The organism is Duganella rhizosphaerae (assembly GCF_040364205.1).
GTDB classification, from domain to species: domain Bacteria; phylum Pseudomonadota; class Gammaproteobacteria; order Burkholderiales; family Burkholderiaceae_D; genus Rugamonas; species Rugamonas rhizosphaerae.
In genome coordinates, this window is record NZ_BPWK01000009.1 from 199,017 (window position 1) to 210,454 (window position 11,438).

The 11,438-nt window shown below is 65.0% G+C and carries 12 protein-coding genes; 5 read left to right on the forward strand and 7 right to left on the reverse strand.

Annotated elements, in window-relative coordinates; all coding sequences use genetic code 11:
* Positions 1-18 precede the first annotated feature (18 nt).
* On the forward strand, positions 19-1,278 hold the full coding sequence (locus RUGAMON1_RS20445; protein WP_445232259.1) for a TCR/Tet family MFS transporter: 1,260 nt from the start codon (positions 19-21) through the stop codon (positions 1,276-1,278).
* Entirely contained in the window at positions 1,275-2,078 is an 804-nt protein-coding gene (locus RUGAMON1_RS20450) for a substrate-binding periplasmic protein (RefSeq protein WP_445232260.1), read from the forward strand. The genes RUGAMON1_RS20445 and RUGAMON1_RS20450 overlap by 4 nt, the downstream gene beginning before the upstream one ends.
* Before the next feature lie 24 nt (positions 2,079-2,102).
* Here RUGAMON1_RS20450 and RUGAMON1_RS20455 read toward each other — a convergent pair whose 3' ends face one another.
* Together RUGAMON1_RS20455 and RUGAMON1_RS20460 are read right to left on the reverse strand one after the other, a co-directional pair.
* Positions 2,103-4,028, reverse strand: coding sequence for a CocE/NonD family hydrolase (locus RUGAMON1_RS20455; protein WP_445232261.1), 1,926 nt, complete (start codon positions 4,026-4,028; stop codon positions 2,103-2,105).
* Between the two features lie 56 nt (positions 4,029-4,084).
* Positions 4,085-4,324, reverse strand: coding sequence for a hypothetical protein (locus RUGAMON1_RS20460; protein WP_445232262.1), 240 nt, complete (start codon positions 4,322-4,324; stop codon positions 4,085-4,087).
* Positions 4,325-4,602: 278 nt separating this feature from the next.
* Here RUGAMON1_RS20460 and trpS point away from each other — a divergent pair, with 278 nt between their 5' ends.
* From trpS to RUGAMON1_RS20475, 3 genes are read left to right on the forward strand one after another with little or no spacing between them, the layout of a single operon-like run.
* Positions 4,603-5,655, forward strand: a complete 1,053-nt coding sequence (gene trpS / locus RUGAMON1_RS20465) for a tryptophan--tRNA ligase (protein WP_445232263.1) — start codon at positions 4,603-4,605, stop codon at positions 5,653-5,655.
* Positions 5,656-5,660: 5 nt separating this feature from the next.
* Positions 5,661-5,969, forward strand: a complete 309-nt coding sequence (locus tag RUGAMON1_RS20470) for a DUF1294 domain-containing protein (protein WP_445232264.1) — start codon at positions 5,661-5,663, stop codon at positions 5,967-5,969.
* Positions 5,970-5,980: 11 nt separating this feature from the next.
* Positions 5,981-6,940, forward strand: a complete 960-nt coding sequence (locus RUGAMON1_RS20475) for a DMT family transporter (protein ID WP_445232265.1) — start codon at positions 5,981-5,983, stop codon at positions 6,938-6,940.
* Between the two features lie 17 nt (positions 6,941-6,957).
* On the opposite strand, the gene RUGAMON1_RS20480 is transcribed toward RUGAMON1_RS20475, so the two are convergent.
* The 5 genes from RUGAMON1_RS20480 to RUGAMON1_RS20500 all read right to left on the reverse strand — a co-directional run bounded on the left by RUGAMON1_RS20480 (position 6,958) and on the right by RUGAMON1_RS20500 (position 11,371).
* Positions 6,958-7,587 (reverse strand): FMN-binding negative transcriptional regulator, encoded by a 630-nt coding sequence (locus RUGAMON1_RS20480; RefSeq protein WP_445232298.1) that lies wholly within the window; start codon positions 7,585-7,587, stop codon positions 6,958-6,960.
* A gap of 92 nt (positions 7,588-7,679) precedes the next feature.
* A complete protein-coding gene (locus RUGAMON1_RS20485; protein ID WP_445232266.1) occupies positions 7,680-8,294 on the reverse strand; it encodes an LON peptidase substrate-binding domain-containing protein in 615 nt (204 codons plus the stop codon).
* 65 nt (positions 8,295-8,359) lie between these two features.
* Positions 8,360-9,637, reverse strand: a complete 1,278-nt coding sequence (locus RUGAMON1_RS20490; RefSeq protein ID WP_445232267.1) for a metal-dependent hydrolase family protein — start codon at positions 9,635-9,637, stop codon at positions 8,360-8,362.
* 93 nt (positions 9,638-9,730) lie between these two features.
* Entirely contained in the window at positions 9,731-10,021 is a 291-nt protein-coding gene (locus RUGAMON1_RS20495; protein WP_008447725.1) for an H-NS histone family protein, read from the reverse strand.
* A gap of 180 nt (positions 10,022-10,201) precedes the next feature.
* Positions 10,202-11,371, reverse strand: coding sequence for a PepSY-associated TM helix domain-containing protein (locus RUGAMON1_RS20500; protein ID WP_445232268.1), 1,170 nt, complete (start codon positions 11,369-11,371; stop codon positions 10,202-10,204).
* Positions 11,372-11,438: the final 67 nt, after the last annotated feature.

Consider the following 11,438-nt stretch of genomic DNA (forward strand, 5'->3'; position numbering starts at 1 on the left):
CTCTCGCCTGCAGACCACATGACCCCGCCCGATACCGCCACCACCGTCATGCCGGCCGCCGCGCCGGCGGGCAACCTGAACTTCATCCTGATCTGCGTGTTCATCGATATGCTGGGCATCGGCCTGATCGTGCCGGTGTTGCCGATGCTGATCGGCGAGTTCGCCGGCTCGCGCGAAAACCAGACCCACTGGTTCGGCATCATGAGCGCGGTGTTCGGCCTGATGCAGTTCATCTTCATGCCGATGCTGGGCGCCGTCAGCGACCGCATCGGCCGCCGGCCGGTGCTGCTGTATTCGATGGCCGGCATGTGCATCAACTTCCTGTCGACGGCGTGGGCGCCCAACCTGGCCTGCCTGTTCATCGGCCGCGTGGTGGGCGGCATGTCGTCGGCCAGCATGTCGGTGGCCTCGGCCTACGCGTCCGACGTGTCGACGCCGGAGAACCGCGCCAAGAGCTTCGGCAAGGTCGGCGCGGCGTTCGGCCTGGGCTTCATCTGCGGCCCCATGCTGGGCGGCCTGCTGGGCAACGTCAATCTGCACCTGCCGTTCTACGTGGCGGGCGCGCTGTCGGCCGCCAATTTCGTCTACGGCTATTTCGTGGTGCCGGAATCGCTGCCTGCGACGCGCCGCTCGCCATTCAGCCTGGCCAAGATCAATCCGCTGACGGCCCTGTTCAAGCTAGCGCGCCGCACCGACATCCGCGGCCTGGTGGTGACCTTCGCGCTGGTCACCTGCGCGCAGATGATGCTGCAAACGACGTGGGTGCTGTACACCAGCTTCCGCTTCGACTGGACGCCGGGGCAGAACGGCGCGGCGATGTTCTGCGTCGGCCTGATGGCGGCGGTGGTGCAGGCCGGCCTGCTGGGCATCCTGATCAAGCGCTTCGGCGAAGTGCGCCTGTCGCTGCTGGGGATGTGCTCGGGCGGCCTCGCCTACCTGTTTTACGGCCTGGCCACGCAGGGCTGGATGATGTATGTGCTCATCATCTGCAACGTGCTGTCGTTCGCCGTCGGTCCCGCGCTGCAGGGCATCATCTCGAAATCCACGCCGCCCAACGAACAGGGGGAATTGATGGGCTCTTTGCAATCGATCAGCAGCTTGGGGGTGATCTTCATGCCGCTGCTGGGCACCGCCATCCTGGCCGAAGTTGGCCACCTGCCCGCCAACGACTGGCGCATCGGCAGCACCTTCTACCTGTGCGCGGTGATGCAGGCGCTGGCCATCCTGGTGGCGCAGCGCTACTTCCGCCAGCACCACATGCAGGCCGCCAAACCATGAGCTGGCGCGGTATCGCCACGCTGCTGGCGGCTGGCGTGATGCAGGCCGGCGCCGCCGCCGAGTGCTCGCGCGATATCGCGGTGCCGGTGTCGGCCAGCGGCGCCAGCGTCCAGGTCGAGGGCACGCACATCGGCGGCATCTATCCCGACCTGTTGCGCAGCATGGGCGCGAAGAACGGCTGCAACTTCGTCTTCACGCTGGTGCCGCGCGCGCGCCAGGTGGCGATGTACAAGGACGGCAAGGCGGACCTGCTGCTGCCGGCCTCGCGCACGCCGTCGCGCGATCTGCTCGGCGCCTTCGTGCCGATGATCAGCCACCGCGCCATGCTGATTTCCGTGGCCGGCCAGCGGGCGCCCATCACCAGCGCGAAGAACTTGCTGGAACGGCGCGAGCTGCGGGTGGCGGTGGTGCGCGGCTTCGACTACGGCGAGCAATATACGGCGTTGATCAACGAACTGGCCAAACAAGGCCGCCTGTTCGTCGAGGTCGACGTGGTGGCGGTGGCGCGCCTGCTCAACGCCGGCTCGGCCGACGTCACCATCATGGGGCCGACGCTGATGGCCGGCGCGATCCAGCGCGACCAGCGCGTCAACGGCATGCAGGAAAAGCTGCGCATGGAAACCATACCGGAATTGCCGTGGCATGAAAGCGGCGCCTATGTGTCGCGCGCGCTCAAGCCGGAAGACCAGCGGGTGCTGGTCGACATGCTGGAAAAGATAGGCAGGTCGAACCAGGTGATGGACGGCTACCGCCGCTACTTCCACTCGGACGTGCTGACCGACAGCGTCCGTCCCCGCTAGGCTAAACGGTTTATTCCGTTTAGCTTATTTACCCTCCACCACCGGCAGCTCCAGCGCGCTGCTCTCGGCGCCGGCGTGGTACACGCGCAGCGTCGCCTTCTTGTAGTCGGCCGGCTTGGCGTAGAAGATGTTCGGCACGTAGGTCTGCGGATTGCGGTCGTACAGCGGGAACCAGCTGGACTGGATCTGCACCATCACCCGGTGGCCCGGCAGGAACACGTGGTTGGCGTTGGGCAGCGCGAAGCGGTATTTCTCCACCGCGCCCGGCGTGATCGGCGACGGGTGCTCCAGGCTGTTGCGGTAGCGGCCGCGGAAGATGTCCATCGCGATGCCCAACTGGTAGCCGCCCAGCTCCGGCTGCGACGGCACTTCGTCCGGGTAGACGTCGATCAGCTTGACCACCCAGTCGGTGTCGGTGCCGCTGGTCGAGGCGTACAGGTTGACCATGGCGGCGCCGGCGATCTGCAGGCGCGCCTTGAGCGGCTCGGTGACATAGCTCAGCACATCGGTGCGGTCGGAGACGCCGCGCTGGTCGCTCACCAGCCATGGACGCCAGACATTCGCATCGTTCATGTGCACCGGGCGCGGCACGAACGGCACCGGCTTGGCCGGGTCGGACACGTATTCGTCGTAGGCGGCGCCGTCTTTCGGCGCCTCGGTGTCCGGCTTGAAGTCCAGCTTGAAGTCCGGCTTCAGGTAGATCGGCTTGAGCGGCGCCGGGCAACCGGCCTCGCAGGCCAGCGGCCAGCGCGCCAAACGCTGCCAGCGATTGACGCCGGTCTGGTAGAACAGCACCGGCGGCGTATCAGCGGCGGGCGCGCCGTCCTTCAGGTATTGGTCGAGGAAGGGTTGCATCACGTCGCGGCGGAATTCCAGCGCGGTGTCGCCGGTGAACTTGAACGCGCCCAGGCTGGAACCCTCGTAATTGACGCCGCTGTGGCGCCACGGCCCCACCACCAGGAAGTTCTTGTTGTTGGCGCTGTCCTGCGGCTCCACCGCCGAGTAGAAGGCGTAGGCGCCGTAGATGTCTTCCTGGTCCCAGTAGCCGACCACGGTCATGGTCGGCACCTTCATCTGGCGCTTGGCCAGGATCTTGTCCAGCGCCTGCTGCTGCCAGTAGCCGTCGTAGGCCGGATGCTCGAACAGCTTGCGGGTGAAGTTGAGCTGGTCCAGGCCGAACTGTTTGGCGTAGTCGGCGGTCGAGCCGCCGCGCAGCGCGCCTTCGTAGTCGTCGTAGACGCCGGTGGCCAAGGTCTTGCCGCTGCCTTTGGCGGCGGTCTGGCCGGCGATATAGCTCAGGTTGGGCAGGCGGAAGGCGCCGTTGTGGAACCAGTCGTCGCCGCGCCAGCCGTCGACCATGGGGCTCATCGGCACCGCGACCTTGAGCGCCGGATGTGGGTCGACCAGCGCCATCAGCACGGTGAAGCCTTCGTAGGACGAGCCTATCATGCCGACGTTGCCGTTGCTTTCTGGGGTGTTCTTGACCAGCCAGTCGATGGTGTCCCAGGCGTCGGTGGAGTGGTCGGTGCGGGTGCCGTTGAGCGCACCCTTGACCGGGCGGGTCATCACGTACTCGCCTTCGGAGCCGTATTTGCCGCGCACGTCCTGGAACACGCGGATGTAGCCGTTCTCCATCATCACTTCGTCGCCCTGGCCGACGGTGGCCAGCACGCTGGGGCTGACGTTGCGCTGGGCGCGGCCGCTGGCGTTGTACGGGGTGCGGCTGAGCACCATCGGCGCGTGGACGGCGCCCTTGGGGATGACGATCACGGTGTGCAGCTTGACGCCGTCGCGCATCGGGATCATGACCTCGCGCTTGACGTAGTCGGCGTTGGGGACGGCGGTGTCGAACTTGGCGGGGATGTCGGGCGCCATCGGCGGCGTGGGCGTTTGCGCCGTTGCGGCGGAGACCATCAGGGTGGAAAGCACTGCAACTGCAAGGTCACGCATATCGGCTCCGGTAAGGGGTATTGCTCAAGATCGGCAATACTACCTTATCGTTTAGATTAATGCATGAGCTTGAAGAGCACGGCGGTCAGGCCGGTTTGCACGACGACCACACCGACCATCCACTGTATCAACTCCGACTTGAGCTGCGCCAGGCGCATGTCGAGGTAGTTCTTGGTCACCAGATGGCTGTCGACAAGCTGAAACATGGCCGAGGCCAGCGCCTTGGCCCGCTTCTCTGGCATGCCGCCTTCAATCAGAGTATCCATAAATGCGACCGAATCGAAGTTATCAGGCATTTTAATCTCCTTGGGCTTAGGCCGCGAGCACTCAATCTAGTTCCCAATCCCGCGCCGGGCCTTGCGGCGCCTCACACCTTGACAGACCGGCGCTGAGCTGCAACCATACGCGCATGAAATTTTTTACTACACCTCACGCCTGCCTGATTTGGCGCCGCTCCTAGCGCGCGGCCACTGTCTACCCATAGTGATGTGATATTTTTATCAACGCCGCCCTTTATCTGGTGGCGTTTTTTATATTCGTCGCGCCAGAACGGGGCAACGTAAAGGAACCCCTGATGAGCTTGACCGAACAGTCCGAAGTAATCGCCAGCGCGCCGGCCGCGTCCAAAGGTCCCACCGTGATCCTGACCGGTGACCGCCCGACCGGCCCGCTGCACCTCGGCCACTTCGTCGGCAGCCTGCGCAACCGCGTCGCCTATCAGCACGAGTACAAGCAGTTCATCATGCTGGCCGACGCCCAGGCGCTGACCGACAATATGGACGACACCAACAAGGTGCACCGCAACGTGGTCGAAGTGGCGCTGGACTATCTGGCGGTCGGCATCGACCCGGCCAAGTCGACCATCCTGATCCAGTCGCAGATCCCGGAACTGGCCGAGCTGACCTTCTACTACCTGAACCTGGTGACCGTGGCGCGCCTGGAGCGCAACCCGACCGTCAAGACCGAGATCGCGCTGCGCGGTTTCGAGCGCGACATCCCGGCCGGCTTCCTGACCTACCCGGCCTCGCAGGCGGCCGACATCTCGGCGTTCAAGGCATCCCTGGTGCCGGTCGGCGAGGACCAGATCCCGATGATCGAGCAGACCAACGAGATCGTGCGCCGCTTCAACCGCCTGGTCAACCAGGACATCCTGGTCGAGTGCAAGGCGCTGGTGCCGGAAATCGGCCGCCTGCCGGGCACCGACGGCAAGGCCAAGATGAGCAAATCGCTGGGCAACACGATCAACCTGGGCGCCACCGCGGCCGAGATCACCGCCGCCGTGAAAAAGGTTTATACCGATCCGCTGCACCTGCGCGTGGAAGACCCGGGCCACCTGGAGGGCAACGTCGCCTTCATCTACCTGGACGCCTTCGATCCCGAGCAGGACAAGCTGGCGGAAATGAAGGCACATTACGTGCGCGGCGGCCTGGGCGACTCGATCGTCAAGAAGCGCCTGGAAGTGGTGCTGCAGGAGATGCTGGCGCCGATCCGCGCGCGCCGCGAAGCGCTGGCGCAGGACAAGGGCTACATCATGCAGATGCTGAAGGAAGGCACGCTGCACGCGCGCGAAGTGGCGGCGCGCACCGCCGACGAAGTCAAGGCCGCCCTCGGCCTGAGCTACTTCTGAACCCGGTGACGCCGGACGCCCTGCCCTCGCAGCTTGCGCTGCTATGGCTGGCGGCGGTGTACGGCGTCGCCAGCATCATCTGCTTCATCGCCTACGCGGCCGACAAATCGGCCGCCATCAAGGGCCGCCAGCGCACGCCCGAAAGCACGCTGCTGTTGTGGGGCCTGGCCTGCGGCTGGCCCGGCGGCCTGCTGGCGCAACGCTGGCTGCGCCACAAGACGGTCAAGACCTCGTTCCAGATCGCCTACTGGTGCAGCGTGGCGCTGAACCTGTCCGCGCTGGCCGCCGTGTGGTGGCTGTGCACAATCTACTGAGGAATTCGACGATGTGGCATGGCGTGATGTGCGGTTTGCTGGCGGGCGCCATGTGGGGCATGGTGTTCATCGTGCCGGAATTGCTGACGGCGTTCACGCCGCTGGAAATGGCTTGCGGGCGCTACATCGCCTACGGCCTGATCGCCGGCGCCCTGATGGCGCGCCGCCTGCCCGCGCTGCTGCGCCGCCTCGACCGCTGCGACGTGGTCGCGATGGTCAAGCACGCGCTGGCCGGCAACATCGTCTACTACATGCTGCTTGCGCTGGGCGTCAAGTTCGCCGGCGTGGCGGCCACTTCGCTGATCATCGGCGTGCTGCCGATTTCCGTCACGCTGGTCGGCCAGAAGGACCACGGCTCGGTGCCGCTCAAGCAGTTGATGCTGCCGCTGCTGCTGGTGGCGGCCGGCATCGTCTGCATCAACATCGACGTCTTCACCCACGACGCGGGCAACGGCGCGCCGCTGGCCGACAAGATCCTCGGCGTGCTGTGCGCGGCCGGCGCGCTGCTGTGCTGGACCTGGTATTCGGTGGACAATGCGCGCTACCTGAAGCGCAATCCGCATTTCAGCAGCGGCGAGTGGTCGGCCCTGTACGGCCTGTCGAGCGGCTTGATCGCGCTGGCCATTGCGCTGGCCGGGCTGGCGCTGTTCCATGCCGACGTGACCGGCGCCGGCGCCGTGGCCAGCGGCCGCGATTGGACGCTGTTCTGGATCGTCAATGCGCTGCTGGCGTTGGGCGCGTCGGTGATCGGCAACCACCTGTGGAATATCGCCAGCCGCAAGGTGCCGCTGACCTTGTCCGGCCAGTTGATCCTGTTCGAGACCCTGTTCGCGCTGATGTATGGCTGCATCTACAAGCAGCAGCTGCCGCGCGGGCTGGAGATCGCCGCCATGCTGCTGCTGGTGGCCGGCGTGATGTGGTCGATGCGCGTGCACGCGCTGGACGACGCCAGCGAGGCGCACGCCGGCTAGCCCGACTAGCCGGCCGGTTATTCGGGCTTGAAGCGCTCCGTCACCAACTCGGCCATCGCGCCATCCTGCAAGCCCGCCGCCACGCCGCGTTGATCGGCGGCGCTGCGGTTCTGGCTGACCTTCCATTTGCCTACCAGGCTGTCGATCGGGATCTCGATGCCGATGATGGCTTTCATCGTCGCGGCCATGAAATCGATAGGCGCGTCGTCCACCTCCCACGGCTGCGGCAGGCCGCTTTCGTGCTTGTTGGTCAGATGGTCGAGCAGGCGGCGCAGCCAGAACGCATCGTCCACCACCCGGCCCACGCCGCGCGCCTGCACCATCGCGTAGTTCCAGGTCGGCACCACCTTGTGCGTGGTGCGCTTGGTTTCATACCAGCTCGGGCTGATGTAGGCCTCCGGCCCCTGGAACACCACCAGGCATTGCGCCCCCGCCTCCAGCTTGCGCCACAGCGGATTGGCGCGCGCCACGTGGGCGCGCAGCACGCCCAGGCCGCTGCCGCCCTCGTCGGCATACAGCAGGAAGGGGATCAGGTCGGCGCTGACGCCGTCGGCATCGACCACGATCAGCGTGGCCAGCGGATAGGCGTGCATCAGTCCATGGCGGACTTCCAGGCGGTCTTCGGCAAAAGCGGGTTGCAGGTACATGGCTGGGCGGGTGGCGTGGATGATGGGGCCAGTGTAGCAGCGGCGCCTGCCGGGGCACAGAGCCAGCGCGGCGCCCGGCGATGGGGCCATGTTCAGTCGAGCAAGCCGTTCTCGCTCAGCACGTCCTGGATCAGCTCCAGGCGCAGCACCGGATTTTCCTGCAGCAGCAGGCGCTGCTTCTCTTCCACGTCCAGCCGCAGCAGCTCGCACCAGCGGTTCGCCACCCAGCCGGCTTCGTCGAGCCGGTACGGCGGCGCCAGCGGCATGTTGGCGGTGGAGATCTGCTTCTTCTGCAAGGAGCGTATCAGGGAGCCCAGCGCGTTGGCGACGTCCTGCTGCTCGCTGGGAACCGGCACCACCATGTCTTCGGCCACCTCCTCTACCTCGGCCATCCACAAGCCATGCTTGAGCTGCTCGGCGGATTTGATCTGGAACCGCGTGGTGCCGATGCAGGAGATTTGCAGCAGGCCCGGCAGCGGCGCGGTCCAGTCGAGGATGCGTGCCATGGTGCCGGCGGAGGACAGCGTTTCATGTTTGTCGGGCACGCGGGTTTCGCTGCCTTCGAGCAGCGGCACGACGCCGAATTCTTCGCCGCGGGCGATGCAGCGCTTGACCAGGTCCAGGTAGCGCACTTCAAACACCTGCAACGGCAAATGACCGTCCGGGAACAGGATGGTATTAAGCGGAAAAAGAGGAATTGATGCCATTCCGCTATCATCGCATGAAATGGCTGTGCTCGGTTTAGACAGACAGCACTAACCTTACGGCTTCCTTAAGGCCGGCGGAAAACCAGGCCGTCTTTCATCACAAAAGCAACGCTGCGCAGCGCGGCGATATCCCGGGTCGGGTCGCCCCGCACCGCCACCAAGTCGGCCAGGTAGCCGACGCGGATCCGGCCCAGCGAGGCGCCGCGGTCCAGCACCGACGCGTTGACCACGGTGGCCGCTTGCAGCGCCTCGGTCGGCGTCATGCCCAGCCTGACCATCCACTCCAGCTCGCGCGCGTTGTCGCCGTGGGCGAACACGCCGACGTCGCTGCCGTTGCCGATGACGACGCCCAGCTTGCGCGCCAGCTGGAAGGCGCGCGCGGCGGCCTGCATGGACGGCGTCGGCGGCCCGCCGCGCTGGTATTTCTGGAAGTATTCGCTGGTCGCCTCGGGCGCCGTCAAAGTCGGGAAATAGGCGACGCGGCGCTCGGCCATCAGGCGGAAGGTGGTCTCACTGCCGCCGTAGCCATGCTCGATGCTGTCGACGCCGGCCAGCACGGCGCGGCGCATGCCTTCGTCGGTGCTTGCATGCGCGGAAACCTTGCGGCCCGATTCGTGGGCGGCGGCCACCAGCGCATTCAGTTCGGCCTGCGAGAAGGTGGCGTGGGCGCCGCCGTCGGCGCCGGTGCGATAGTCGGCGTAGACCTTGATCCAGTCGGCGCCGCGCGCGCCCTGCTCGCGCACCGCGCGCGTGACCTCGTCGACGCCGCTGGCTTCCTGCGCGCCCTTGGGCAGGTCGACGTCGGCGCGATAGCTGCGCGGCGACGGACCATAAGTGCCGGTGGCGACAATCGCGCGGGTGGCGATGAATAAACGCGGACCGGGAATAACCCCGTCTTCTATCGCTTTTTTAATCGCGACATCGGCATACAAAGCGCCTTCGGTCCCCAGATCGCGCAGCGTGGTAAAGCCGGCTTGTAATGTGGCGGCGGCGTGGCGTGCCGCCAGCAAGGTGCGGTATTCCACCGACTCCTTTAAGACCTGGTCGTCCCACGAGGTTTCGTTATACGGATGCAGCAACACATGGGAATGCAGATCCATTAATCCCGGGATCAGCGTGGCGCCGGGCAGGCGGATACGCTCGGCGCCGGCGGGGACATTCATTTTATCGCCGGGGCCGACGGCGGCGATCTTGCCCTGCACGATAAGCACCGACCAATCGTCATGCGCGGGGCCGTCGCCGGTCCAGACGCGGTCCGGGCTTAATAAGCTGTCGGCGGCCTGCGTGGCGGGAGTAAAGAGGGAAATTAAAGCGGAGAATAATACTGCGGCACGGCGCATCATGGATCGCGTCCCAAAAGAGAAAAGCCGGAGCCGGGGTTTATAAGAAATATAAACCCGCACACCCCGGCCTTGCAGCGAGCTTGCCGACTAAGCTTACTTAATCAGATACTGCTCTTTGTCCTTGCCTTCCAGCCATTTTGGCGCGCGGCCACGGCCGGTCCAGGTCTGGCCGGTTGCGTCGTCACGGTACTTGGTTGGCACCGGTGCGCGGGTCTTGACCGTCTTCACCTTGGCTACGCCGCCCAGATCCGCCACGGTCAGGCCGTATTCACGCATGATAGCCGTGACTTTCTCTTTGGCCTGCGCGATTTCATTCTTGCGGGCGCTTTCGGCCAGGTTTTCCAGTTCGGCGATCTTTGCTTTGTATTCCTGGTAAGTCGTCATCTTATTTCCTTCTTATCGGCGGGTTAGATACTAAAAAAAACCACTGGTGACAATGTGTGAGAATTGATTAGCGCAATTTACCATAACTTTGCGCTGATTCTCCAGAGATATATGTGACAAATACCAATATAGCGATAAAAACGAATAATTTCCACCACTGTTGTTCAAATGAAGCGCGTATCAGACGCTTTTACGGCGATACCGCAATACCCAGGTGGAGAGTCCCGTTATAAAGAATAAGGCCGGCAACAAACCGGCAATCACCATAAGCCAGCGGCCTATCGCACCGCCGAATTGGCCTGAATGCAGCGGAAATAAAGAAGCCAGCAAGCGGTCGCCGCCAGTGCCGGCCAGCGGATTAACCGTTTCAATCACGGCGCCGCTGCGGATATCGATCAGCAGGCGCAAGGTGCCGGTGCGCTGCCAGTCGTCGGCGCGGCGCAGGCGCACCTGGTACAGGCCGCGGTCCGGCTGGCGTTGCAGCGCCAGCAGCACGGCGCCGTCGCTCAGGTGCTGCTCGGCGATGGCTTTGGCGTCGTTCCAGGAAATCGTGGTCTCGCCTTTTTGCACGGACGGCATGGCGATGTTGCGGTGCTCGGCGCCGACCGCCGCCACCTGTCCCACCAGCGCGCGGCCCAGCTCCGGCAAGCCGTTATAAAAGCCGGTGACGGCGACCACCAGCATCAGCACGATCGCCAGCAGGCCGGCCGAGCGGTGCAGGTCGAAATGGCCGCGGTAGGCGTTCTGGCGCAGATTGACCCGCAAAGCCCGCTGCCAGCCCGGCGTGGAATTCGGGGTCGGCCAGGCCAGCAGCAGGCCGGCGATCAACAGCGCCACCCAGGCCAGCGCCAGCCAGCCCAGCGCGGCGCGGCCGGGTTTGCCTTGCAGCAGGCTGTTGTGCCAGCGCAGCAGGGTCGGCACCAGATGCGGCGCGTCGAAACCGACTTCTTCGCGATTGCGGCTGCCCAGCAAGGCGCCGCTGCACGAGTCCAGCATGGCCTCGTTGTCGGCCACGCCCGGCGACTTGAAATACAGGCCGTAGCTGGCGCCGGCATGGCTGGGCAGGTACACCGAGCTGACCTTGGCCTGCGGCCACACGCGCTGCAAGCTGGCGACCGCGCTGGCCACATCCAGCGGCGCGACGCAGGGCACGGCGTTGTGGACCAGCCGGGGATTCAATTCGGCGTCGAGCTCGTGCTGGAACACCAGCAGGCTGCCGCTCAGGCCGGCCAGCACCAGCACCAGGCCCAGCGTCAGTCCCAGCCAGCGGTGCAGCCACAGCACGCCGGGACGGATGATCCGGCGCAGGCTGCGCGACGGTCGGTGAGCTGGATGGTGGGCGGTGGACATTGGCTTCGGCATCAAAAGAGGACGCCGATTATACTAAAAGTTTCATCGCGGATGCGAACAATTCTCA

Bases quoted from the DNA above. Each gene is read 5' to 3' on its own strand.
- RUGAMON1_RS20480 (WP_445232298.1), bottom strand. From the start codon at position 7,587: ATGTACCTGCAACCCGCTTTTGCCGAAGACCGCCTGGAAGTCCGCCAT.
- RUGAMON1_RS20495 (WP_008447725.1), bottom strand. From the start codon at position 10,021: ATGACGACTTACCAGGAATACAAAGCAAAGATCGCCGAACTGGAAAAC.
- RUGAMON1_RS20445 (WP_445232259.1), top strand. From the start codon at position 19: ATGACCCCGCCCGATACCGCCACCACCGTCATGCCGGCCGCCGCGCCG.
- RUGAMON1_RS20455 (WP_445232261.1), bottom strand. From the start codon at position 4,028: ATGCGTGACCTTGCAGTTGCAGTGCTTTCCACCCTGATGGTCTCCGCC.
- RUGAMON1_RS20500 (WP_445232268.1), bottom strand. From the start codon at position 11,371: ATGTCCACCGCCCACCATCCAGCTCACCGACCGTCGCGCAGCCTGCGC.
- RUGAMON1_RS20460 (WP_445232262.1), bottom strand. From the start codon at position 4,324: ATGCCTGATAACTTCGATTCGGTCGCATTTATGGATACTCTGATTGAA.
- RUGAMON1_RS20475 (WP_445232265.1), top strand. From the start codon at position 5,981: ATGTGGCATGGCGTGATGTGCGGTTTGCTGGCGGGCGCCATGTGGGGC.
- RUGAMON1_RS20450 (WP_445232260.1), top strand. From the start codon at position 1,275: ATGAGCTGGCGCGGTATCGCCACGCTGCTGGCGGCTGGCGTGATGCAG.
- RUGAMON1_RS20485 (WP_445232266.1), bottom strand. From the start codon at position 8,294: ATGGCATCAATTCCTCTTTTTCCGCTTAATACCATCCTGTTCCCGGAC.
- RUGAMON1_RS20490 (WP_445232267.1), bottom strand. From the start codon at position 9,637: ATGATGCGCCGTGCCGCAGTATTATTCTCCGCTTTAATTTCCCTCTTT.
- trpS (WP_445232263.1), top strand. From the start codon at position 4,603: ATGAGCTTGACCGAACAGTCCGAAGTAATCGCCAGCGCGCCGGCCGCG.